This window comes from Paraglaciecola sp. 20A4 (assembly GCF_011378905.1).
Taxonomy (GTDB): domain Bacteria; phylum Pseudomonadota; class Gammaproteobacteria; order Enterobacterales; family Alteromonadaceae; genus Paraglaciecola.
The window spans coordinates 76,689-101,773 of record NZ_WTPY01000002.1 but is presented as its reverse complement, the minus strand read 5'-3'; the positions used below and the strand labels follow the sequence as shown (position 1 = coordinate 101,773).

The window sequence follows — 25,085 nt, the reverse complement described above, 5'->3', positions numbered from 1 at the left end:
GCGGGCTACGTCATGATGATTCATTTAATTCATCTTGGCGCAGTTTTCCTGCCGCTTGCTCCTCAAGCTTGCGCTTTTCTGATGCAGCAGTCTCACCTATTAACACATCAGATTTAGCACGACTGGCTTCATTTACCCGATAGATGTTTTCGGCGCTGGACAAGTCTTGCTCATTGGTGATCGAGGCAATGGCTTCTCGTTTGCGTAAAAACTGCGTGATTTCCCCTACGATCCCTTGCAGTTCTTGATTGTTTTTATCCATTTGCATGACATAGCGTGGCATCTCTAAGTTCTTAGTCCCCGTTGTAGCAAATGTAGATGTCATCACGCGAGAGGTAATAATCCAAGGCGTAATAGAACTACGAACCACAACGTTCTCAGAGCGCGTAGAGTCATGAATTGACATTCCAGTAGACACTTTGCTCTCGGTAAATGTGCCCTCTGTTTTCATCCACATTAATAAACTACTAAACTGCATCTCCGCCCAAAATAAATTGGTGCCTCTGGCCAGAATAGTTGCCCCTGCAGCGACCGTTAGCCAGCTAAATAACAACACCAAAAAACCGCTCAATTGTAAACCAAAGTCATGCAAAATCGCATCAACGCGTACTTGGCTCATCCCCTCTAAATTAAATAATTGTTGAGCGATAAATTGGTACAGCTGATAACCTTCTTGTACCGTAAAGAACAAAAGTAAAGCGCCAGCAAAAACCAATATTTGCGCGGCAATAGTCGCGAGCAAACGAAATGCATTAAATTTAGCGCTGTAGTTTAACTGGCTAAATTCAGGTTGCGTTTCAATAAGTAACTTGCCTTTGAAACTCCCTTTGCCCTGACTCTGCTCTTGCAGCTTAGGGTCAAATTCCTGATACATACGATTGGGGATTTCTTTGTAACGGCGATTGGCCAATACGATATTTTCAATATTAATGAAAATCTCATTTGGATGTACAGACTCTTGTAAGTTTTCACGAAACTCACTGACCTCTGTACTGGGATTAGCTAGGGCTAAACGTTCCTTCACCATCACCCACGATAATCCTATTACGGCGAAGACCATAACGATCAATAGTAGTAAGTTCCACCATGCATCAAACGCTACGACGTCAGTCAATACTTGCTGTACTTGCTCTGCTAAACGACTATTTAATTGGCTATAAACAAAGCCAATAGCAATCGGAACCACAATCGCAAAGACCAAAAGTTTCGCTAGACTAGCGGCGGTTTTTGCTTGCAGTTTACGCATATTAGGCGCCGCCAACGAATGGGATGTGCTACGCCACTGAGCAATCAGATATACCAATAACAATACAGATAAAATCGGCGTAATAATAACGCCCGCATTGCCCACTAAACCTGAGGCTGAAACGAAATAAGCTGCACCGAAAGCAATTAAGCCAACCACAGTGGCACACACTAGACCACCGAGTTCTTGTACAAAGTTACGGATAGGATAGGGACTAAATATTAGGCGCGGTACTAGCGTATGTATCAATCGCGCGATCCAGCCTTCAGGCTCAGTAAAGGTAGCGTTTTTTCGCCCCATTAACATGGATTCCAGCTCCTGCGCATCGTAGGCAGTTTGAAAACGCTCACGCTGAGCATTCTGTTTTTCGCTTGAATTATGGTTGTAGGCAAGGGACGTAGGCACAGAGCGGCCAACAAAATATTTAAACAACTGAAATAAACCCATCCCAGCATGGCGTAACCCCAAAGTAAGTAAGGTTAACCCGAGTAATGCGTTAACCCACGCTAGTACCATATCGTTTTTCAAATCATCAGCCACACCTAAAAGCGCGATCACCCCAAGCACAACTACGGCCAGCCCACTTAGTGCTTTCGCAGCACCTTCGGGTTTAAACGGATTACTGATCCCGAGCGTGTTGGTACCAAAATCATACGCCATTTTTGCACATCCTTTTATTCACTGAATATAATTTCAGTATATTTTTCATCAACTTAAACTTTATAGTATAAATTATCGAGATCAAAACTACTAATTTTAACTGTGCAGAATAATCTCTCACGTGACGTATGGAAAGGGATATGCCGACGGTGAATGAAATAACATTGTTGATAACAGGAAAGGCGGTAATAGGCTATACCGATCAAAATAGCAGAAAGTTAACGTCCTTCAGAGGTTTTTCGTGAATCGAGTAATGCTTTATACGCTTCTGCGAATCCATTTAGCGATAAGGGCAGGGTAAGCTGTTTACTTTTTTCTAAGGCAAAGGCCACTTTTGCCAATTTACCGTCGCGCAATTCTGCAAATAACGTTTTATCTATCTTGATCACGCTTTGACAGGCCACTGCTGTACATTGAGATAAAGCAACTTGAATGGCTTTATTATCGTCAATTTTGATCCCCACACCACTGGTTTTATTTAAATTGGGTGGCATGCGTAACATTAAAACTGGAAAGCTATTAGACATAGAAAAATTAACATTGGCACCCAATAACACTTTTTTGCCTTCGGGGTCCATAGCCACCAGCTGACTCACAGAACAATTGCCCTGATCGCCGCATAACAAACTCCAAGAACCAAACGTTTGCTGACTTTGAGCATGCGCAACGCCAGATAAAAAGAATAAAAAGGTAAAAGCAGCAAAAATTAACCGCATAAAATCACTCCATAAAGGCAAAAAAAGAGGAGCCATCGCTCCTCTTTTTATTATTCAACTAACGTTAAGCACGATGCTTTCTAGTGCGAAATAGTACCAACAAAGATAGAGCGAAGATACCTAGCCCTGCAGGAGCAGAAACCGCTTGCGTACCACCAACAAACTCAGTAATAGCATTTTGATTGATGTTTATTGTACCCGCAGAATCAAAGGTCAATGCTGTTACAAATGCACTTCCGTCGGTAGGATCAACCATTTCAGACGTTTCAATACCTAGAATACGAAAACGATCCACTGCGGTACCAAAATCAAAAGTAACGCCGCCGAATAAATCTGTATCAGTGTCATACCAAGATGCTAGAGCGTCATCCCATAACCAAAGGTCATAAACGTCATCGCCAAAACCAGTGGGTAACATAACTGATTGCACATTAGGGCCACTGTTAACGATATAGTCATAACCAACAGCTACATCTGGGTCGATGAAAATCGGTGTTTCAGGCTCAATAATGACAAACTCAAAGTTATAGTTTGTAGGAGTTTCGGGGTTGATGACAGGCAAAATAGGGTTCTCAGCGTTGTCGCCTGGTAATTGGCCGTCACGAATAGCGAACTTCCAAATCCCTACTGTACCTGTATTACTATCAGTCGTGTCTAAATTAACAATTTCATCGGTTTGAGAACCAGGCACAGTAAAAAAGTTAACGCCATCGCCAGCGTCGTAACCTGCTTGTGCTGGTGTGCCGCCTAGGCCATCACTGCCGCCAGACGCATCGCCTGTAGTCCAATTAATATCTTCATAACGAAATTCCACATCAAAGTTACCAGCACCGGTGTCAGCACGGTCAATCAACACCAATTGAAAGGTATTTGTGAGCGAGTTATCAGAAGGATAAAAACCAACTTTGTCCCAAGTGATGACTAAGGTTTCAGCATTAGGCGAACCAATAAAGACATCGCCGCAGTCGGTACAACGTGTATCCACATCACCCCAGAAAGGTGCGATCATGGCGTTACTCGTAGCAGGAAATGGATCTGGCGTAAATTGACTAATAGCACCATTAAAACTAATGTTGCCGTTGTTATTTACGTAGAAAGAATCATGACTGTTGCTGAAAAAATTAACACCCGAGTCAAAACCTAAGTCATCAAAACTACTGAAAAGAATCTCTCCACTTGAGCTGTCATCGTTTTTGTCCAATGCAATGTTGCCGAACCCAGATTCACCAGCGCCGGCCCAGCCTTCTAACAATACACTCGCGTTAGCAGACACTGAAGTAACACTCGCAGCAAACACGCCACACAGCGCAACTGCTTTGACCAATTTTTTCAAATCAAACATCTAATACATCCTTTATTTATTGTATATAAATTGAATAGGCTAGCCATTAAGCAATTGTCAGACCACTTGGCAAATACACTAAAAATCAATAACTTAAGACAAAAAGGCTATAATAACTTAATGATATGTAAATTAATCTGACACTTCAAAATTTACCTACGGTTAAAAAAATTCACGGATAAATAACAAAAAGCCAAGAGCAATGTCTTGGCTTTGGTCATTAAAGGAAGATGAGGGTATATTTAGTGTAATTTAAGTTTGGGCCCAACAAATTTACTGACCCTTCTGCTTAGCATGATAAGCACCGCTTTAAGCCAACCATGTACAGAAAATTGATGCATGCTATATAATGAGGTATACACCAAACGCGCAAGCTTACCTTCAATAAACATACTGCTGCTGGATAAATTGCCCATTAAACTACCTACAGTGCTGTATTTACTCAAATGCACCAGAGAGCCGTAATCGCTGTATTTGTAATCTTCTAGCTCTTTACCTTGAAGCTGATTCACTACATTTTTATATACAATCGAGGCCATTTGATGGGCCGACTGAGCGCGCGGTGGCACCCAAGTCCCATCTTCCTGTTGAAATGCACAGCAATCACCCAACACAAAAATATTCTGTAGACCTTTTGCTCTCAGCTGCGGGTCAACTAACACTTGTTGTGCGCGATTGGTCTCGAAAATATCTAACTCTTTAATCAAGTTTGCAGCTTTAACACCAGCAGCCCAGACCATTAAATCAGCTTCAATCAATTCATCATCCGCAGTTACAAAACCGTTTTTCTCAGCACGAATGACTTTGGTATTTTCATAAATTTTCACGCCGATTTTTTGTAAGGCGTTTTTCGCCGCACTGGCAATGCGCTCAGGCAGCGCAGGCAACATACGCGGTCCCGCTTCGATAATCGAAATTTCTAAACGCTGGGCCGACATAGCCGGCATACCATAAGCGCGAGAAAGGTTAGCCACATGATGTAACTGAGCGGCTAACTCGGTACCCGTTGCTCCTGCTCCCACTATCGATACGCGCAAGGTAGACTGTTGGGTATTTGGCTGATTTACCCTAAGCATTTGATTCAGCAAAGCGCGATGAAAACGCTCAGCCTGACCAAGAGAGTCTAAGAAATAACTGTGCTCTTTCACCCCAGGCGTACCAAAGTCGTTACTCACGCTGCCAATGGCCAACACGAGTATATCGTATTCAATATTACGCTCTGGCAATATCAATTCGCCCTCTTCGTCATACAGCGCATCTAGTGCAATTGATTTATTCGGCTTATCAATACCTTTTAACGTACCTTGCTGAAATTCATATTTAAGTCGACTTGCGTGAATACGGTAATCCACTCCATCAGAGTTTTTATCGATTATCCCCGCCGCAACCTCATGCAATAAGGGTTTCCAAACATGGGTTCTTACCTTGTCGACTAAAATCATCTCCACATCAGCATGTTTACGACAATAACGACTCAGTTGAGCAACTAACTCAAGACCACCCGCCCCGCCGCCTACAACGACTATTCGTTTCATAAAAATTACCTTTTAAAGTTGAGATAGAATTTGGTTTACATATGCCATGGGCTGAGGGCTCCAAAAGAGCGAAGAAGGTAGCTACGAACTGGCGTTGGGTTACAGTTAAATAAGATTTAGTTGTTCGATAAACAGTGGTTGAGCTTACTACCCTGATGAAAAAAGCACTCCTAGTTGGTAAGTGCTTACAAATTTTGCATAACAGGGTATTAAAGACAGCATCATACCTATCGAGCAAGCATGCCGATGCTTGAATAGGGTAAAACTGTGCCACCGCCAATAAAATGTACAAAGTGAGCTCCAAAAGGAATGGGGCGCACTACAACGCCCTTGCATGTTTGCTTCGTTATTTAGAGGTTATTAAGCGCGAACTTCACCGTCACCTAAAACAATAAATTTTTGCGTGGTGAGTGATTCTGCACCCATAGGTCCATAAGCGTGCAACTTACTGGTTGAAATACCAATCTCGGCACCTAAACCTAGTTCTCCGCCATCAGAGAAGCGTGAAGACGCATTGGCCATAACTACAGCTGAATTTAGCGTACGAATAAAAGCTTGGGCACGGCTAAAATCCTGGGTGGCGATGACTTCGGTGTGACCTGAACTGTAGGTTTCAATATGCTCAATAGCAGCATCAAAATCATCTACAATACGCACAGCGATTTCCATCGCTAAGTATTCTGCGTGCCAATCATCTTCTGTTGCTTTACCAGCATTATCGAAATAGCCGATACTGCGCTCACAAGCGTGTACTTTTACGTTGAACTCATCAAATAAGGCTCTTACTTTAAGCATAAATGTTGGCGCAATGTCCTGATGAACCAGTAAGGTTTCTAAAGAATTACATACTCCTGTTCGCTGAGTTTTACCATTTTTCAATAAATTCAATGCTTTATCTTCATCAGCCGCATCGTCCACGTACAGATGACAGACACCCTTATAATGCTGAATAACAGGAATTCGGCTATTTTCACTTACGAAGCGAATTAATCCTTCTCCGCCTCGGGGAATAATTAAATCAATGTCTTCATTTAGGGTCATCAATTCATTCATAACTGCGCGGTCAGGGTTAGGCACAACAACAACTGCAGCCGGGTCAATGCCATTTTTATCTAAGGCGAAACTTATACATTCAGCCAATGCCAAATTAGAATGAAGGGCTTCTTTCCCTCCTCTTAGCACTACTGCATTACCTGCTTTAAGACATAACGCTGCAGCGTCAATGGTTACATTAGGGCGTGATTCGTAAATCATCGCAATAACGCCTAACGGAATACGCATTTTACCTACTTGGATACCACTCGGCATTTGTTGCAGGTGCTCAATGCTGCCAACAGGGTCCGCTTGAGCGGCAATATTCAACACAGCTTCAGCTATCCCTTGGATGCGCTGAGGTGTTAAAAGCAAACGATCCATCATGGCATCGTCTAGGTTGTTCTCACGACCCTGCGCCAAATCTTGCTTGTTGGCGGTGATGATCGCGTCGGTTTTCTCCAACATGCGTTGAGCAATGTCGTGTAATAAGGTTTCTTTTTCTATAGCCGATAGTTTAGCTACTTGACGTGAAGCAACACGTGCTGCTTTTGCCGCTTGAGCGATTGAAAATTGCATTCTAATAAGCCTTGTAAAAAGTGTCAGATCCCACCGGAACTCTATCGCTGAACGGCAGCCGACAGATACCCAGAAACCTTAAAGTAAAACCATGTCATCGCGATGTATAATGACTTCACCAGATGAATAACCCAGTAATTCGCTAATTTTATCACTGCGCAAACCTTTTATCTGTACCAATTCACTGTTGCTGTATAAGGTTAATCCCTTAGCTATAATCTGGTCTTTAAAGCGAATATCAACCGCTTCCCCCGCTTTAAACGCGCCCAAAACACTGGTAATACCTGAAGGAAGAAGTGAAGCCCCTTTACGCATCAATGCTTGTTCAGCGCCATCATCGATAACCAGTGTGCCCTTAGAGCGTAAAGTATGGCGCAACCACTGCGTGCGTGCGCTATCGCGATTCTTGCTCGGAACAAACAATGTACCCGCCTGCTTACCTTGCCCAAGTTGTTTGAACACGTCTGGGTTTCGACCATTAACTATCAGAGTTTGAATACCGCTTTTTGCACATTTTTCAGCTGCTTGTATTTTAGTTCTCATTCCACCAGTACCAACACTGGTGCCAGCACCGCCCGCTAAATCATGAATTTGCTGATCAATTTTGTGTACGATCGGAATAAACTTCGCCTGAGAATTTTGTCTCGGATCAGCATCATATAAACCATCAATATCCGAGCAAATAATTAACGTATCGGCCCGGGAAACCAATGCGGTATAGGCGGCAAGATTATCATTGTCACCTACTTTTAATTCGTTGATTGCCACGGTGTCGTTTTCGTTTACGATTGGTAAGGCACCGTTACGGAGTAATTCACGCAGGGTATTTTTAATATTCACATAGCGCGTACGGTGATGTAAATCATCTGCGGTGAGCAAAATTTGCGCACAATCAAAGTCAAACAAACGCGCCCAATTGGCCATCATATGGGTTTGCCCAATGGCAGCCATTGCTTGCTTTTCGGCAATAGACGGATGATGCTTATAGGCTATTTTATTGCGCCCAGCAGCAACACTGCCTGAGGAGACTAAAATAACTTCTTTACCCTGTGCTCGGCTATCACATATAAATTGCGCAATAGGCAGCAAATATTGACTGCTACACCCTTTGCCATCAGGGGCGATTAGGGCGCTACCGACCTTAATTACGGCTCGTTGCCACGAAAGCAGTGACATGTAAAATCCTACCTTGTTAATATCCTATTAGATTACGATAAACCCACTTAGATACAAGCTTTAGTCGTTATAAGCTATGGCCTTTTGAATACAAAATATGCCTATCGAAGCGAAGAAGTTAAAAGCCTAAGTTCACCGAGCTGTACAATTTCCTTACAATCTGTCGCGGAGTAAATACACTCCAAATCGAGATCTTATTGCCTATTTATAATATTATGCCGAGTTGCGCTGACAAATAATAATTAATTCAATGCAGTTCGTACTAAAATGCCAGGGAATAAGATGTTTAAAATAATAATCACCACAGCGCTACTGTCGCTGCTATCAACGAACGCGGCAAATGCTGCAATCGAGCAAACCAAAGGCGACTTTAAAGATAAATTTCGCCAACTCGACGAATCACTTCCAACACCAAACGTATATCGAAATGCAGCGGGTCAGCCGGGACATCAATACTGGCAGCAGAAAGTTGATTACAAAATTAAAGTACATTTAAACGAAGAAAAACATCGTTTAGATGCCAGTGAAGTCATTACTTACAACAACAACTCTCCAGATACGCTTAAGTATTTGTGGCTACAATTAGATCAAAATAAATTCAGAAATGATTCTATGTCAGCCATGACGACTACCTTTGGTGGCATTGGTGCACGTGGACCCGCAACACAAGGCGCAAGTGCAGAGAAACCCGCTCAATTAAGTTTAGCAGCACTTCGTCGTGAGCAATTTGTTGCTGATCATGAGTTAGGCTATGACATACAGAAAGTCGTTGATAAATCAGGTAACCAGCTTCATCACGTCATTGTCGGTACAAACATGCGTATTGATTTAGCCCAGCCATTAACGCCTGGTAAATCAGTAGAATTCGCAATCGATTACGCATATAACATTGTTGAAGAAGATGCCGTTTCTGCCCGTTCAGGCTATGAGCACTTTCCAGATGACGAGCGTGATGGGGGCAACGATATATTCTTGCTAGCTCAATGGTTCCCTCGCTTGCATGCTTATACCGATTACGAGGCCTGGACTAACAAAGAATTTATTGGTCGTGGTGAGTTTACGTTAGAGTTTGGCAACTACGATGTTGAAATGACAGTCCCTGCGGATCATATCGTTAGTTCGACAGGTGAGTTACAGAACCCGAAGCAAGTACTTACTTCTACTCAGCGTGAACGTTTAAACGAAGCACAAAACGCCAAACGTCCAGTATTTATAGTCACCGCCGACGAAGCATTAGATAACGAAAAAGAAGCGACTAACAAAGAAAAGACTTGGAAGTTCAGTGCCAAAAATGTACGTGACTTCGCTTGGGCTTCATCACGTAAATTTATGTGGGATGCCAAAGGTCATAAACAAAAAGGGGCGAACCAGGACTTGGTTATGGCCATGTCGTTCTACCCGAAAGAAGGTGGGGATTTATGGAAAAAGTATTCTACCGAGTCGGTAGTACATACCCTTGACGTATATTCTCGTTTCTCGTTCGATTACCCATACCCGACAGCCCAATCAGTTAATGGCCCCGTTGGCGGCATGGAATATCCGATGATTTCCTTTAATGGTCCCCGTACTGAATTACAAGACGATGGTAGTCGCACCTATTCTCAAGCGGAAAAACGTTTCTTGATTGGTGTCGTTATTCACGAGGTTGGGCATAACTATTTCCCCATGATCGTTAACTCGGATGAGCGTCAATGGTCTTGGATGGACGAAGGCTTAAACAGCTTCTTAGACGGTGTTGCCGGTCGTGAATGGGACCCCACTATTCCTTGGGGTGTTGAGCCGCGCGACGTTGTAGGCTACATGAAGTCGTCATCGCAGGTGCCTGTTATGACCCAATCTGACAGTGTCTTACATCTAGGTCCAAATGCCTATACCAAACCAGCAGTTGCACTTAATATTTTACGCGAAACAATCTTAGGTCGTGAGCTATTTGACTTTGCTTTTAAAGAATATGCCCAGCGCTGGATGTTTAAACGCCCCACCCCGTCTGACTTTTTTCGTACTATGGAAGAAGCCAGTGGTGTCGATTTAGATTGGTTCTGGCGTGGTTGGTTTTACACAACAGATCATGTTGATATCTCTTTAGATAATATATCTAAACTTCGCTTAGACACGAAAAACCCCGATATTGACTTTGATCGTCAGCGCCAAGAAGAATTAGACAAGCCATTATCATTAACTGACGAGCGCAATAAAGCTGAAGGCAAAGAATTATGGGTGAATCGCTTCTCTGATATCACTGACTTCTATGACGAAAACGACCGTTTCACCGTGACTAACAAAGAGCGCAATAAATACAACAAATTCTTAAAAGACCTAGAACCTTGGGAACGCACTGTATTTGAACGTGCAGTTAAAGAAGATAAGAACTACTACGTTCTTGATTTTTCTAATAAAGGCGGTCTAGTTATGCCGATTATATTGCAGCTAACATTTGCAGATGGTAGTACGCAAAACCAATATATTCCTGCTGAAATATGGCGTCGTACCCCCAAAGCGGTTAGCAAATTAATCGTCACCGATAAAGACCAAGAATTGGTCAGTGTATCAGTTGACCCTCGTTGGGAAACAGCTGATGTAGATGTAAGCAATAACGATTATCCACGTAAGATCATTCCATCGCGCATCGAAGCTTATAAAGCGAAGAAGAGCACGAGGAAAGTTTCTCGAGATATTATGCAAGACATAAAAACTGAGTTAAAAAGCGCTGATGATGACGAAGATGACAACAACGACTAGTCATGATTAATTTTGTGAAGCGTACGGTTGCTGGCTTGCTACTTTTATTAGTCGCAAGCTCAGCGTTTTCTCATCAACAGAAAACCGCCATCAGCACAGTACTTTTTAATCCTCGTACTGAAAATATAGAAGTTATGCATAGGTTTAATCTGCATGACGCTGAACATGCTGTGCGGCATATTTTTGGTAAAAGCGCCGATATCATTGATTCAGCTAAAACGCAGCAGCAATTTAGCGATTACGTCAGTGAACGTTTCACGATCGCCAGAGAAAATGGACAGCACATTGCACTAAAAACCGCAGGGTTTGAAGTAGACGGTAAGTTTTTCTGGGTTTATCAGGAAACAAAACAACCTGCTAAACTCGATAACTTAGTGATCAGTCATAACGCGTTACGAGATTTATGGCCAAGCCAAATTAATACCATCAATGTGGAAGGTAAAGGTGATATTCAAACTCTGACTTTTAGGGATTCAATAGAGCTATTAAAAGTCGAATTTGACCATCATTAAGGTAACTTAATTGTCTGATGCTCGACTATTATGGGTCGAGCATTTTTATTTCTATTCCGCGCTGATTTCTCGATGTATCCTATCAGCCGCAGAACGAATAATGACGAGACTTTAATGCAACCACTCCCCACAGATACTCCGCTAAAAACCAAGCGCACAGAGCCAGCATTGTGGCTGTTAGCCCTTGGGGTGTTATACACTTTATATTTTGCACAAACATTATTACTGCCAGTGGTCGTGACGTCTCTTATTGCTCTTATGCTCAGCCCTTTGGTCGGTGCGTTACAACATGCTCATGTACCACGCACAATTTCTGCATTTTTATTGGTCAGTACCTTAATCGCACCTTTTACTTTTTTGGCTAGCGAATTGGCTGAACCTGCACAAAAATGGGTAAAGCTTGTACCTGAATTAACCCAGCATCTTACAGAACAGATCGATTCATTAAGCGATGCAATGGACGGTGAAAATAAGCCCACTGAAGTTCAGGCTAAAGATAATAAAAGCTTTAGTTTTTTCGGATTATTCGATGAAAAACCTTCAGTATCTAAAATCGAACCAAATACAGAAAACACCGTAACTCAGCGTATTAAGCAAGGCGGTATGGAATTGATGATATCCATGCTTGCCACTACCCCTATGATTTTAGCGCAACTAGCGACAGGCATTATATTAACCCTATTCCTACTCATTTTTGGCCCCTCCTTGTTCGAAGCATTTATTCAACACTTCCCAAAAATTACCGACAAAGGAAAAGTACGTAACTTAGTTGCTACGATTCAAAAAGAACTGTCTCGTTATATTGTTACGGTAAGTATCATTAATGCAGGACTTGGGTTAAGTACCGCGTTAACGCTATATATCATCGGAATCGAAGATGCATTGTTGTGGGGCGTATTGGCAGGTCTGCTCAACTTTATTCCTTATGTAGGTTCATTAATCGGCGCCACCATACTGACATTGGCTGGCTTAGTTCAGTTTGGTGTGCAGCTCACGGCATTAATACCGCCAGGTGTTTATTTTTTATTGAATTTAGTTGAGTCACAGTTCATTACACCAACAGTACTAGGCCGCAATATGCAGTTAAATCCGCTGATAGTGGTATTGTGGTTATTGGTTTGGGGTTGGTTATGGGGAGCAGTAGGTGTGTTATTAGCGGTACCACTTCTAGTATGTATTAAATTGGCATTAGATCAGCTTAATATTTGGACTCATTGGTTAAAAATTATTGAAGCGTGACGTCATACCGACGAAGTCTATCTGGTCAATCGCAACCGACCCCATAGGCTTTATTATTGATGTAGATCAGTTTTTAAATAAGGATTTTCGCTAGCATAGTTGTAACAAACTAACTCAGAGGAAATCGATCATGATGGCACTTATATTAAGCGACCCAGTTGCTTGGGGTTCAATTTTAGGCATTATTACTATCGTCGCATTATGTTGCTATTACGCTTATTTATTTGTACACAACACCATTGAAAACCGTTAGTTCAGTGGGGGTTATTACACGTTAGAATGAATTGAAAATGGCAATACCATAATATTGTTAGATTGAGGGTTGCCTACCATTTCATCAAATGGACTGCGATGAATAAGCTCTGCTTTGGCAACAATACACCTACCTAAGGTCGAGCGCACTTGCTCAATACTCCTAAAAACTTTAAGTCGTTGGGTTGATTTTTCATATACCACTCCCTGTTTACCTGCAATGGTTAAGCGCAGTATGTAAACACTCATTTCGTGCGATTCCACGCTGGCCATGTCAATGTTAGGTTCAGTTGCCATTATGTCTTGCAGCATATACCTGATCATTTTAGTCATTTGATTTATTGGCATAAACCGAAAGTTATGTGTCAGCAATATGCTTACCGATCTAGCAACGTGTTAGATCAGTTTGTAGTCACTAAATTCGCCTTTTCATTTGATAATTGGTTATGCTCTTTTTTCAATGATGGCCACATTATGGCACTCAATATAGTAAAAATTGTGAGGGTCATTGTTAACCAAACTGGAATCGGTTGGGTAATCACAACAGTAGCCAATAATAAGTATTTAGCTATTTCTAACCACCAGCCGAGTACTTTCAAGGCTAAAATTTCCCCAACTGATATACTGGCGCCTATTACCCAGGCAATAATGAACAATTGTTGATTTAACGCCAAATTAGTGATGTTGAGCAAAAAGAGTAAACCTACAAGTGTCGTTAACGTATGTTGCAATAAACTGTATAATTTACGCAACGTTGTTAAGGGAATTTCAAACTTTTCAAATCGCGATAAATCTACGCGTTTAAGTGGATAGTCCCGTTCCATATCTGCTGGCCGCCAACCTGTTCTGCCAAACCAAACTTTGCACTTATCTGCCCAGCGTTGCGTGCGCCAACTATCTTTTATAAGTTGTTGATACACATGAGTATTGGCAACAATAGGATTCCAGCTGTGCAACGCCTTACGAATTCCAAAGATAGGTCGTTCGTTATCTAGTTCCTCTTGAAATGAGCCAAACAGCCGATCCCAAATAATAAATACGCCGCCATAATTACGATCAATATAAATTTGATTTTGTGCGTGATGCGCTCGATGGTTTGACGGCGTCACCAAAATCCACTCTAACCAACCAAGTTTACCGATATGCTGGGTATGCACCCAAAATTGATAGATAAGATTAAGCGATCCCACCGTTAATAAAAGTAAAGGATCGACTCCTAAAATGGCTAAAGGCAGATAAAAAATCCAACTTATAAAGCTACCACTGGTCTGGCGTAAAGCGGTTGTCAGATTATACTCTTCACTTGAATGGTGCACCACATGGGCAGCCCACAAGATACTCATTTCATGACCGAGTCGATGATTCCAGTAATAACAAAAATCATATAATATAAAAGCAACGAGCCCCAACCAGATGTTTTCCACAAAAGAAAACAGCCCATAATTGTTATACAAAGTGATATACAGGGCAAAGGGAACCAAAGCCTTAAGAATACCAACCATTCGACTTAGCACGCCAGCAGTAAGGCTACTAATGGCATCGTTGGTACGATAATAATCCGTTTTTCGAACGTACTCGGCGACCAATTCCATTGCGATTAGCAAAAAGAAAAATGGGATCGCGTAGATAATATAACTCATTGAACTAGAACCTTAATCAAACATAATACCGCAACTCACTGAGATAAATTAAGATGTCTGGCTCTCTATGACAACATATTATTAACATTCATTATATATTCATACATTCCCTGTATACTTAGATTGAATTTTGCGTCAGCCTGATTGTCCGAATATTTTTGCGATTCAGAGGGAGAAAACCCTCTTGATAGATTGATCTTTTATCACAACACTATAAGTTACTATCTATTAGTTTAAAATTTTGCTGCTGTAAACTTATGTGCAGACATCCATAGTTTCAGGCCGAGTTATTGCCCCTTAAGGAGTTTTTATGAGTGAAGAAGACGTTAAAAGTAAGTCATTAGCCCCTTACTTAATCATAGCTGTTGTGCTGGTTGTTATTATTGGCGCTGTATTATTTTGGCCTGCACAAAAACCTGACGAGCCTGTTGCGCCAGTTGAAGTCCCAGTAACGACATTACCCGAAATTGAACCCATTCCTGAGCCTGAAGTCGAGCCCGAACCTATTATTGAGCCCGAAATTGATCAGCAAATTGAACCGGAACCGATCCCCGAGCCTGAACCGTTGGATACCAGCGATGCTGCTGTAAAAACAGAATTGCTTAAATTGTCAGATTACGGTGAACTTGCTCGTTTACTGGTTAATAATGACTTATTACAACGTTTTGTAATTATGACTAATAACCTCGCTGACGACGAACTGCCAGCAAATCATCAAGTTCTTAAAGCACCAGAACAATCATTCCGCACGTTCCAACAAGCGGAAAAAGAGTGGATCGATCCCGCTAGCTATAAACGCTATACACCATACGTGGATGTACTTGAATCGCTTGATCCTCAATCTTTAGAGCTGTTATACGAAGAGTATAAACCTGCGATTAACAAAATTTTTGCTGAAATAAGCAGTCCAGGCCAAGACTTTGATGAAACCTTGTTAGATGCCATTGACCTATTACTTGATACACCTGAGGTACCAGTGCCAGTAGAAGTTTATACAAATAGCGTGATGTTCAAGTTTAAAGATGAACGCCTTGAAGCGCTTGCTGCTCCGCAAAAACAGCTATTACGTACCGGACCTGAAAATATGCGCCGTATCAAAGCCAAATTACGTGAATTGAAAACCGCTATTTCAGCGGCTCAAGAATAAGAAGCATAGCCCATGGACTTAGCCACACTGCAAAAACAACTTGGTGATCAACAAGGTAAGCTACCACCTGTCGATAAATGGGATCCAGATTTTTGTGGTGACATGGATTTAGTCATTAAACATGATGGTAGTTGGTTTTACATGGGCACACCTATTGGTCGCAAGGCCCTCGTTAAGCTTTTTGCCAGCGTACTAAAAAAAGTAGATGATAAATATTATTTGGTTACACCTGTCGAGAAACTTGGCATAACCGTCGAAGATGTACCTTACGTAATTACTCAATGGGATAGGCAAGACGACTTACTGGTTTTCACTACGCAAACCGAAGAACAGGTCATCGTTGGTGCTGAGCACCCCGTTGAGCTCAAAGAAGACAGTAAAAATAAGCTCAGTTTGCCCTATATCAATATTCGGCGTAATTTATGGGCGCGTTTACATCAGAATGTTTACTACCAGCTGATAGCGCAAGCTAAACAAGAAGGTAACGCGTTATATATATCCAGTGGTGACTACAGATTTTGTCTAGGCCATCTGTAGTATAACGCTCTGCCTCTGATATGCATTTAATCATTAGTTATAAAAATCATAGTGTTGCTAATTTTATACGAAGTATGCATATATAGGCTTTTATCAGCGGTAATGTGTACTTTGACCTATTGCATGATTTCCCCTAGTCTGAACACTCATTAGCTAAAACGAGAATAATATTATGCGTGTTTCCATTGCCAGCGCGGCTTTTGCTGCCTCGCTTGTTTGTGTCAATTCAGTTGCCGCCACCTACATTCAAGCAGGCAAACTTATCCCAGCGAATTCTAACGATGTGCTGAGTGAAGTGACTGTTGTGATCGATGACAATAAAATTAGTCAAATTAAGCAGGGGTTTGTAACAGGCAACGAACAAGATAAAGTCATTGATCTTCAAGAATACACCTTGATGCCAGGCCTTATGGATATGCATACCCATGTTACATCACAGCATAATGGGCCTGCTAGTTACATGGAGCGCTTTACGTTAAATGAGGCTGACTACGCTATTAAAGGTGTTCAATACGCCAACAGAACGCTAATGGCCGGTTTTACCACCATTCGTAATCTCGGTGATGGTTACAACGAATCAGTCTCCTTGCGCAACGCAATCAACAAAGGTGTGATTGACGGGCCTCGTATTTTTACTGCCGCTAAGTCGATTGCCACAACAGGTGGTCATGCGGATCCTACAAATGGCCAAGCAAGACGTATTCAAGGCGATCCAGGTCCAATAGAAGGCGTCATCAATGGCGTAGCTGAAGCGCGAAAAGCCGTCCGTCAACGATATAAGGATGGCGCTGATCTAATCAAAATAACAGCGACGGGGGGCGTACTGTCCGTCGCAAAGAGTGGTCAAAACCCACAATTTATGGATGATGAACTAAAAGCCATAGTCGATACAGCCAAAGACTACGGTATGACCGTTGCTGTACATGCTCACGGGAAAGAGGGAATGGAACGAGCTATAAAAGCAGGCGTGACCTCCATCGAGCATGGCACCTACATGGACAAGCAAACATTTAAATTAATGAAAAAACACAATACCTATTATGTGCCGACCGTTATGGCGGGTAATTGGGTGGCTGAAAAAGCAAAAATAGAGGGTTTCTTTCCAGAACTCGTTCGCCCTAAAGCTGCAACTATCGGCCCACTAATTTTACAGACCTTATCTAAAGCACACAAAGCAGGAGTGAAAATTGCGTTTGGTACCGACTCAGGTGTATCCGCTCATGGTGATAACGGCTTAGAATTTGTATTAATGGTAGAAGCTGGAATGCAACCCATTGAGGCTATACGCGCCGCCACATATCACGGTGCTATTCTTATTGATCAACTCGACACGCTGGGTACCATAGAGACAGGTAAGTTAGCCGATCTTGTTGCAGTAAAAGGTAACCCACTGGAAGATATTAAACGCATGCAACAAGTCAGTTTTGTAATGAAAAATGGCCAAATTTATAAAACTCCCGAGGCGTAATCTCTTTAATTTATGACCGTGTTGACCGATGCTTGAAAATGAAACTTGAAAGCGTCATTTGTTCTACTCGGTCACTACTTTTGCTAACCATTTTTATTAAAAATAAACCTATCACTTTTCGGAGCACTACATGAAATTAGCACACAATACGTTAACTATTTTTACTGCTGCAAGTCTACTCTTTGCAGGCTCTGCATTCGCTGCTCACCATAGCTTAAAAGAGAACGTTCAAGCCGCTATGAAGAGCGATATCCGTGGCCCCGCCGATACTGCTCGCGACGCGAATAGAATGCCTCTAGAAACCTTAACATTCTTTGGTTTACAACCAAAAATGCACATAGTTGAGCTTATTCCTGGCGGTGGATGGTACACAAAAATACTCGCCCCTGTGGTAGCCGAAGAAGGTCAATATTACGCTGCCATTGGTACGAGTAACATAACGGATAAGTTACTTAAAGCGCCAGGTTTTGAAAAAGCGAAAGTGCTAGCAGAAGACGCCCGAATGTGGCGCGAAGAAGGCGATAGATTATATTCTATAGAGTTGAGTTCTTTGGACGTAACTAACTTGGATATGGTACTAACCTTTCGAAATTATCATAACTTCAACGAGCAAGGTCGACGTAACATGAATGAAGTAGCGTTTGCCGCTCTCAAACCTGGAGGGATTTATGCGGTAGTGGATCACACGGCTCGGCATAATGAACCTGAAACAGCAGCAAACCGACGTAGAGTCGATCCTGTAATGGCCATACAAGAGATTCAACAGGCTGGTTTCGTGCTAGTGGATTACAGTGATCTGCACTACAGAGAAGCTGATGAACTGAAATATGAAGTAGGTGAAAAGAGTGTAACGGGTCAAACTGACCGTTGGACACTAAAATTCAAAAAACCTGATTGATCTATATATCAGTATAATCAATCACTTATATTTTAAATAAAGACCTTTTTTGCATTCTGATTCAAGCCTAAGCAAGGAAGGTTAATTTATTTAACAATAATAATTGATAATCATTCTCATTTGCGTTAATTTGATTTTACGCAATCAATAAGAGAATCGATATGTCGCATAATTTTCTGTGTCCTAACCACCGACAGTGGTTAGCCACTAATCCTCTGGCAGCTTATACGCACCTTCGAGAAACGCAAGATACTGGTCAGTACTATCGGGATCAAGGCGCTTGGCAACAGGCCTTGCCATTTTTAGGCTGCGCATATGAAACGGCAGAAATAGTGCTTGTTCAAGCAGAGAAACTAACCTCAACAAACGTCGTCGACTTTACTGCTACAGCTGTATTATTAGCTGACACTCTTCACAAATTAAGTCAGAAAACCATGAGTTTAGCTATTTATGAGCAAGCACAACTAAGGCTAAAGCCTGAGCTCGTTCTAAGCTATCAGCAACCACAACTTCAGAGATGTATTATTGACTGTATCAAGTCTCTGGCATTGGGAGCAGGTTTCCATAATCAAATGATGCAAGGGCAGATAAAAGAGGAACACTGTATTCATTAGTAAATTTATATAGCAGGGGGGAAATATGCAAAGTTATGCTGTGGGGTCTCTCGACCAAGAACAATTTGTGCCCATTCGATTACGGGTAGATGTGCTCAAACGATTATTAGCAGAACATAATGTTTGCGCCGAAGAGCTACATTGCGAGTGCACTAGAAGTAAACGCATCTTAATGAACCTGTTACTGCAAGCCGCTGCAGTTTAGTGCCGCGGCTTATACAGAATGTTGACTAATATGCGCTGCATATTTAGTAAGACTATTGTTAGCTTTTATCTTTGCGGATCAAGTAACGATAAGGCTTATCTTCGGTCTTGCTAGCAAGTAAAGTATGCCCCATAAAGCGACAAAAGCTAGGTATGTCACGCGTGGTGGAATGGTCATCCGCACAGATTGCCAGGGTCTCCCCAAGTTCCATATTACGAATACTTAAACGCACCATCATGACGGGTTCAGGGCAACGTAGACCAATGGCATCAAGTTGATGATTGGCACTGTCAAAATCCGCTGACGCCACATTAAATCCCATAATCAATGCGATACTGTTTGATATTAGCTAGATGTTCGGCCAACTCAGGTTGTACATCAACTTGGGCTTGCAAATATTCTATTAAATCAGTCAAACTAACAATTGATACGACTTGAGTGGCAAAATCACGCTCAACTTCCTGAATAGCAGATAATTCACCTTGACCTTTCTCTTGCCGATCCAGCGCAATTAATACCCCAGCAAGGGTCGCATTATGAGCTTCAATAATGCCCATCGACTCTCGAATTGCGGTACCAGCGGTGATTACATCATCAACCAGCATGACTTTACCGGTAAGCGGACTACCGACCAAACTACCGCCTTCACCGTGAGTTTTCGCTTCTTTACGATTAAAACAATATGGTTTATCTACGTTATGTTTGTCTGCCAATGCTACCGCAGTGGTGGTGGCGATAGGGATCCCTTTATAAGCTGGACCAAACAGCAGGTCATAATCAATCTTTGAAGCTTGCAAAGCTTGAGCGTAATACTGACCCAATCTTGCTAAATCTCGACCGGTATTAAATAACCCAGCATTGAAAAAATATGGACTTTTACGCCCTGACTTCAAAGTGAATTCACCAAACTTAAGCACACCACGGCCAAGGGCAAATTCAATAAATTCTTTTTGATAATCTAGCATTTATCTACCTATATCTTGAGAAGCAGTTTTTTTATTTTAAAACTTAGTTAAGCGCGATTTTTTGTTCATCGAACAATTCGCGGATGCCGTGTTTTGCTAGTTCTAGCATCTCGTGCATTTCTTCGATACTAAACGGTTCACCTTCAGCAGTACCTTGGACTTCGATCATTTTTCCCGTGTCGGTCATCACCACGTTCATGTCTGTTTCTGCAGCAGAATCTTCGGTATATTCTAGATCAGCAATGGCGTTGCCTTTGTAGATACCCACAGAGATAGCCGCAATCATATGCTTCATGGGGTTCGCTTTGATAATCCCTTTACTACGCATCCACGTGAGGGCGTCAACTAATGCCACACAAGCACCGGTAATCGAAGCAGTTCGTGTACCACCATCAGCTTGAATCACGTCGCAATCTACGACTATAGTGTTCTCACCGAGCAGTTTTAAATCAATCGCTGCGCGCAATGAACGCGCAATTAAACGTTGAATTTCTAGTGTGCGTCCACCTTGCTTGCCACGCGCAGCTTCACGATCAGAGCGAGTGTGCGTCGCACGAGGTAACATGCTGTATTCAGCCGTTACCCAGCCTTTACCTTGGCCCTTCATAAAACGCGGTACGCCTTCGGTCACTGATGCATTACACAATACTTTCGTGTTACCAAACTCAATCAGTACCGATCCTTCTGCATGGCAAGTAAAATTACGGGTAATAGTAACGGGGCGAATTTGACTCGCAGTTCTGTCATTCGGGCGCATAGGTGACTCCTTTAAATAATTTGCGCGCATTATACCGAAATGGTGACAGGGGTTGTTAATAAAATTGCTTAAAGTAGCACTTATCTATGCCTGAAAAAAACTGAACAGATGATAGCTATCGCGCATTGAGTTCACAGAGGTATAATGACGCCATGATTTAAACAAGGAATTAACCTAATGATTTACAGCATGACCGCATTTGCCCGTCGCGAACTTAAAGCTCCGTGGGGAACAGCCGTATGGGAAATCCGCTCCGTTAACCAACGTTTTCTAGAAACCTACTTTCGTCTACCTGAGCAATTCAAAAGCCTTGAACCTATATTGCGAGAGCGTTTCCGCAAGCATCTACAACGCGGTAAAGTTGAGTGTGCGTTACGTTTTGTCGCCAACGACGCGGCTGTGGGCAAACTAAGTTTAAATGAAGACTTAGCACGCCAAGTCATGAATGCTGCAGATTGGGTACAATCTCATGGTCAATCAGCCGGCGTTAATCCATTAGATGTGCTGCGCTGGCCAGGCGTTATTGCCGCAGAAGAAGCTGATATGGAAGGTATACAGGCTGATGTATTGGCTGAATTTGATGCCACCCTTAGTGACTTTATTGACGCCAGGGCGACGGAAGGTAACAACTTGCGGGCGATGATCGAACAACGACTCGACGCAATTCAAGTGGAAGTGGATAAGGTCACCAGCCACATGCCAACCGTGATTCAGTGGCAACGAGATAAAATACTCGCTCGTTTTGAAGAGGCCAAAATAGAACTCGATGCCAATCGCGTAGAGCAAGAAATGATTATGTTGGCACAAAAAGTTGATGTAGCAGAAGAGTTAGACCGCTTGGTATCGCATATAGGTGAAACCCGTAAAATCCTCAAAAAAGGCGGTCCTGTAGGACGTCGACTAGACTTTATGATGCAAGAGTTTAACCGTGAGTCAAATACACTAGGCTCTAAGTCAATTAACAGCGACATTACCCAGTCAGCGGTGGAGCTAAAAGTATTGATAGAACAAATGCGTGAGCAGATCGCGAACATAGAATAGTATAACAAGAGATCTAAAAATATAACGTTTCCCAGTAAATTCAACGATTTAGTTATATTTCAAACTCAATAAGATCTTAATTTAGTCTATACAGTCAAATTAAAGTGGTTACAGGAATGGTTGCAGATAATCTGTAACCACTTTTAAATCCTATGAATGACGCTCAACTTAAATCTCTAGCTGCAAAAGCAGAGCCCTGCATGATATCCGTAGACCGTGGCCTGTATTTTCGTATATCAAAAGAAGGATCCGCTTTTTGGGTATTCAGATATTCCATCGGGGGTAAGCGTAGACAGCTTTTCCTCGGTAACTATGGTCGCGCACCTGCTGGAATATCTCTAAGAGACGCACGAGATCTCGTCGCCCATAAACGCGCAGATGTCAAAAATGGCATTGACCCACTGGCTGAAAAGAAGCGCTCAAAGCTCATCGAAATGACAACAGTCAATCAAGTTGCTGAAGATTGGTTGTTTGAGTGCGCAAAAAGATTAGAACATCCGCAGATCCCAGCAAGGGTTTATAAAAATGATATTGCTCCCGCAATTGGAGAGCTCGCGATAAAAAGGGTAACCCCGCCAGACATTTTAGGCATTGTTAGGAGTATCAATGAGTCTGGCCGTCCAACAATCTCTAATGATGCTCTCACTTATTGTAAGCAACTTTTCAATCATGCGGTGAAGTTGGGGCTGTTTCAATACAATCCAGCACTTGCACTCAGTCCCAAAGATGCAGGCGGAGTAGAAAAATCTCGAACTCGTATTTTGTCACTTGATGAAATTAAAACAGTTTTTCAAGTTTTTAGAGACAATGCACCGATTTTTACTCGTGATAACTACTTGGCAGTCACTTTACTGCTATTACTAGGTGTTCGCAAAGGGGAGCTGATCGCTGCAAAATGGAATGAATTTGACCTTGATAAATTGATTAGGACGCTACCCGCTGAACGCACAAAGACTAAAGTTGAAATAAAAATTCCGCTTCCAGAGCTAACTAGAGAGTGGTTTGTGGAACTGCGTTATAGAACGAATGCATCGGAATACTTATTCCCGTCTAGGCGTGCAAGTAAACGTCGGGGATATATATCTGACGACACATTGAATCATGCTTTGGCAAAGCTTTTTGGATTAAAGGTTGATGGTAATAAAAAACCACTACCAAACTTTTTGGGAAGTGTTGGAGTTGAACATTTTGTTATCCATGATCTCCGTAGAACATGTAGAAGCTTACTCGCTGAACTAGGCATTCCAAGCCGTATTGCAGAAAGATGCTTAAATCATAAAATTCGAGGGATTGAAGGAGTATATGACAGATACGACTATTTTGAAGAGCGCAAAAGAGCACTCCACGGATTATCAGAAACATTGTCAGGCTTTTTATAGCCTAAACTAAGTTATGCATTGCAACTGACGAGATAAATCTAAGCTAATTAATCTTAATGATATCAGCCATCCCTAATGGCAGATGATCGGTTTTGTCATTTATTTGGCTCCAATCCAGTGCTCCTATAATCATAAACGAGCAACGAGAATACGTTAATAAATGGCTAGATTATCGTGTCAAACACCGGATTAGATTAAGCAAAGATGGTAGCGAGCACTATAGAGGGTTAGATCCTGAAAGCCACGTATTTTTAAGCAACTGGCGTGGTACTTGGCAAAACTTTTCTTTAACAAGAAAGATTAGTAAAGACAAAGAATACTTTGTCGCTACTGCTGTGCAAAACTTGCTTACTAAGCTTTACAAAAATTATGGGTTTAGTAATTCAAGCAGTCACACGGGGCGGCATAGCATGGCTAGACTCGCTCAAAAACTATTAAAACGTAAAGATTTGGATGCTGATCCTATAGTACAAAACTTATTGCATCATAGAGATGTTAGAAGCCAGCGAGACTATACAGATGTTGACTTTAACCATATTCGTGAATGTGCAAGAAAGATGATGCCTCCATCAAAGAAAAGAGGTAGATCCAAAAAACAAGTTATAACAATGTGGTAACTCTAAGTTACTGTGCTATAGTTATAACATTGTTGCTACTCATGTAGGTATTTATGGAAATTTGTATTAGAAAAATAGGTAATTCAAAGGGTGCTGTTATTCCTGCGCCACTGCTAAAAGATTTAGGTGTTGATGCGGGTCAAATAATGAACGCTAATGTTGTGGATGGGCGTTTGATTATAGAAAAAATGGATATACCAGAATATTCATTAAATGAATTACTTGCTCAGTGTGATCCAAATGTTATGGCGTTGGATGATGAAGACAAAAATTGGTTGAATGATTCAGCGGTTGGGAAAGAGGTAGTCTAGTGAGTAAAAAATATATTCCAGTTCGCGGTGATATTGTTTTCACAGACTTTGACCCATCGGCGGGGCATGAGCAAGCGCACCAGCGCCCTGCGTTGGTTTTGTCACCTGAACCATTTAATAACCAAATTCAGCTTGCCTTAGTAGCACCTATAACGTCAAAAGTTAGAGGTCATGGATTTGAAGTTAAGCTTGATGGCTCAACAAATACTCAGGGGGTAGTTTTGTGCCAACAAGTCAAAACTATCGACTATGAATATCGGGGTATTAAGTTTATAGAGAAAGCCCCTCAATGCATTATCAACGATGCGCTTGCGCGAGTTCGCGCATTAGTAAGTTGATGTAGGGAAATTTGTCATGAAATTTAAAGTAACTGAAAATAATTATAATAAGGTACTTGATAGCAACGTTTTTTCTGACGCTGACATTGGTAATGTTATCAAGTGTACGAATGAGCTTTGCAGACAACCAGCGACACCAG

Annotated in this window: 26 protein-coding genes; 15 read left to right on the top strand and 11 right to left on the bottom strand. The window is 42.0% G+C overall.

What is annotated here, in order from left to right:
• Positions 1–10: 10 nt before the first annotated feature.
• From GQS54_RS02930 to proB, 6 genes are all read right to left on the bottom strand, one after another.
• Entirely contained in the window at positions 11–1,906 is a 1,896-nt protein-coding gene (locus GQS54_RS02930; RefSeq protein WP_166422516.1) for a hypothetical protein, read from the bottom strand.
• A 218-nt stretch (positions 1,907–2,124) separates the two neighbouring features.
• Positions 2,125–2,658: an invasion associated locus B family protein gene (locus GQS54_RS02925; protein WP_240919812.1), complete on the bottom strand. Its 534-nt coding sequence runs from the start codon at positions 2,656–2,658 to the stop codon at positions 2,125–2,127.
• Positions 2,659–2,686: 28 nt separating this feature from the next.
• Entirely contained in the window at positions 2,687–3,964 is a 1,278-nt protein-coding gene (locus GQS54_RS02920) for a nidogen-like domain-containing protein (protein ID WP_166422515.1), read from the bottom strand.
• A 242-nt stretch (positions 3,965–4,206) separates the two neighbouring features.
• Positions 4,207–5,499 (bottom strand): NAD(P)/FAD-dependent oxidoreductase, encoded by a 1,293-nt coding sequence (locus GQS54_RS02915; RefSeq protein ID WP_166422514.1) that lies wholly within the window; start codon positions 5,497–5,499, stop codon positions 4,207–4,209.
• 360 nt (positions 5,500–5,859) lie between these two features.
• Complete coding sequence (locus GQS54_RS02910; RefSeq protein ID WP_166422513.1) at positions 5,860–7,110, bottom strand: glutamate-5-semialdehyde dehydrogenase; 1,251 nt, start codon at positions 7,108–7,110, stop codon at positions 5,860–5,862.
• A 78-nt stretch (positions 7,111–7,188) separates the two neighbouring features.
• Positions 7,189–8,286, bottom strand: coding sequence for a glutamate 5-kinase (proB, locus tag GQS54_RS02905; protein WP_166422512.1), 1,098 nt, complete (start codon positions 8,284–8,286; stop codon positions 7,189–7,191).
• A gap of 282 nt (positions 8,287–8,568) precedes the next feature.
• On the opposite strand from proB, the gene GQS54_RS02900 reads away from it, so the two are divergent.
• The 4 genes from GQS54_RS02900 (at position 8,569) to GQS54_RS23405 (ending at position 13,029) form a co-directional block, all read left to right on the top strand.
• Entirely contained in the window at positions 8,569–11,025 is a 2,457-nt protein-coding gene (locus tag GQS54_RS02900) for a M1 family metallopeptidase (RefSeq protein WP_166422511.1), read from the top strand.
• Between the two features lie 2 nt (positions 11,026–11,027).
• Positions 11,028–11,537, top strand: a complete 510-nt coding sequence (locus tag GQS54_RS02895) for a DUF6702 family protein (protein WP_166422510.1) — start codon at positions 11,028–11,030, stop codon at positions 11,535–11,537.
• Between the two features lie 114 nt (positions 11,538–11,651).
• Positions 11,652–12,776, top strand: a complete 1,125-nt coding sequence (locus GQS54_RS02890; RefSeq protein WP_166422509.1) for an AI-2E family transporter — start codon at positions 11,652–11,654, stop codon at positions 12,774–12,776.
• A 130-nt stretch (positions 12,777–12,906) separates the two neighbouring features.
• On the top strand, positions 12,907–13,029 hold the full coding sequence (locus GQS54_RS23405; protein ID WP_255455655.1) for a hypothetical protein: 123 nt from the start codon (positions 12,907–12,909) through the stop codon (positions 13,027–13,029).
• A gap of 14 nt (positions 13,030–13,043) precedes the next feature.
• On the opposite strand, the gene GQS54_RS02885 is transcribed toward GQS54_RS23405, so the two are convergent.
• Both GQS54_RS02885 and GQS54_RS02880 read right to left on the bottom strand, forming a co-directional pair.
• Positions 13,044–13,340, bottom strand: coding sequence for a DUF6482 family protein (locus GQS54_RS02885; protein ID WP_240919811.1), 297 nt, complete (start codon positions 13,338–13,340; stop codon positions 13,044–13,046).
• 89 nt (positions 13,341–13,429) lie between these two features.
• On the bottom strand, positions 13,430–14,668 hold the full coding sequence (locus GQS54_RS02880; RefSeq protein WP_166422507.1) for a sterol desaturase family protein: 1,239 nt from the start codon (positions 14,666–14,668) through the stop codon (positions 13,430–13,432).
• Between the two features lie 310 nt (positions 14,669–14,978).
• Here GQS54_RS02880 and GQS54_RS02875 point away from each other — a divergent pair, with 310 nt between their 5' ends.
• The 6 genes from GQS54_RS02875 (at position 14,979) to GQS54_RS02850 (ending at position 19,537) form a co-directional block, all read left to right on the top strand.
• A complete protein-coding gene (locus GQS54_RS02875) occupies positions 14,979–15,815 on the top strand; it encodes a DUF3014 domain-containing protein (protein WP_166422506.1) in 837 nt (278 codons plus the stop codon).
• 12 nt (positions 15,816–15,827) lie between these two features.
• Complete coding sequence (locus tag GQS54_RS02870; protein WP_166422505.1) at positions 15,828–16,352, top strand: DUF1285 domain-containing protein; 525 nt, start codon at positions 15,828–15,830, stop codon at positions 16,350–16,352.
• Positions 16,353–16,524: 172 nt separating this feature from the next.
• Positions 16,525–17,820, top strand: a complete 1,296-nt coding sequence (locus GQS54_RS02865; RefSeq protein WP_166422504.1) for an amidohydrolase family protein — start codon at positions 16,525–16,527, stop codon at positions 17,818–17,820.
• Between the two features lie 130 nt (positions 17,821–17,950).
• Entirely contained in the window at positions 17,951–18,718 is a 768-nt protein-coding gene (locus GQS54_RS02860; protein WP_166422503.1) for a class I SAM-dependent methyltransferase, read from the top strand.
• A gap of 161 nt (positions 18,719–18,879) precedes the next feature.
• Positions 18,880–19,332: a hypothetical protein gene (locus GQS54_RS02855; RefSeq protein WP_166422502.1), complete on the top strand. Its 453-nt coding sequence runs from the start codon at positions 18,880–18,882 to the stop codon at positions 19,330–19,332.
• Between the two features lie 25 nt (positions 19,333–19,357).
• Positions 19,358–19,537: a hypothetical protein gene (locus tag GQS54_RS02850; protein WP_166422501.1), complete on the top strand. Its 180-nt coding sequence runs from the start codon at positions 19,358–19,360 to the stop codon at positions 19,535–19,537.
• Positions 19,538–19,595: 58 nt separating this feature from the next.
• On the opposite strand, the gene tusA is transcribed toward GQS54_RS02850, so the two are convergent.
• Genes tusA through rph form a run of 3 tightly spaced genes read right to left on the bottom strand, consistent with a single transcriptional unit; the run spans position 19,596 to position 21,259 of the window.
• A complete protein-coding gene (tusA, locus tag GQS54_RS02845) occupies positions 19,596–19,847 on the bottom strand; it encodes a sulfurtransferase TusA (RefSeq protein ID WP_166422500.1) in 252 nt (83 codons plus the stop codon).
• A 1-nt stretch (position 19,848) separates the two neighbouring features.
• Positions 19,849–20,502: an orotate phosphoribosyltransferase gene (gene pyrE, locus GQS54_RS02840; RefSeq protein WP_166422499.1), complete on the bottom strand. Its 654-nt coding sequence runs from the start codon at positions 20,500–20,502 to the stop codon at positions 19,849–19,851.
• Between the two features lie 43 nt (positions 20,503–20,545).
• Positions 20,546–21,259 (bottom strand): ribonuclease PH, encoded by a 714-nt coding sequence (gene rph / locus GQS54_RS02835; protein WP_166422498.1) that lies wholly within the window; start codon positions 21,257–21,259, stop codon positions 20,546–20,548.
• A gap of 177 nt (positions 21,260–21,436) precedes the next feature.
• Here rph and GQS54_RS02830 point away from each other — a divergent pair, with 177 nt between their 5' ends.
• The 5 genes from GQS54_RS02830 (at position 21,437) to GQS54_RS02810 (ending at position 24,945) form a co-directional block, all read left to right on the top strand.
• A complete protein-coding gene (locus GQS54_RS02830; RefSeq protein ID WP_166422497.1) occupies positions 21,437–22,300 on the top strand; it encodes a YicC/YloC family endoribonuclease in 864 nt (287 codons plus the stop codon).
• A 152-nt stretch (positions 22,301–22,452) separates the two neighbouring features.
• On the top strand, positions 22,453–23,679 hold the full coding sequence (locus GQS54_RS02825) for a site-specific integrase (protein ID WP_166422496.1): 1,227 nt from the start codon (positions 22,453–22,455) through the stop codon (positions 23,677–23,679).
• A 92-nt stretch (positions 23,680–23,771) separates the two neighbouring features.
• The gene (locus GQS54_RS02820; RefSeq protein ID WP_166422495.1) at positions 23,772–24,296 is read left to right on the top strand and encodes a hypothetical protein; all 525 of its coding nucleotides are present in this window, start codon (positions 23,772–23,774) and stop codon (positions 24,294–24,296) included.
• Positions 24,297–24,349: 53 nt separating this feature from the next.
• Positions 24,350–24,607, top strand: coding sequence for an AbrB family transcriptional regulator (locus tag GQS54_RS02815; protein WP_166422494.1), 258 nt, complete (start codon positions 24,350–24,352; stop codon positions 24,605–24,607).
• The gene (locus tag GQS54_RS02810; protein WP_166422493.1) at positions 24,607–24,945 is read left to right on the top strand and encodes a type II toxin-antitoxin system PemK/MazF family toxin; all 339 of its coding nucleotides are present in this window, start codon (positions 24,607–24,609) and stop codon (positions 24,943–24,945) included. The genes GQS54_RS02815 and GQS54_RS02810 overlap by 1 nt, the downstream gene beginning before the upstream one ends.
• Positions 24,946–25,085 lie beyond the last annotated feature (140 nt).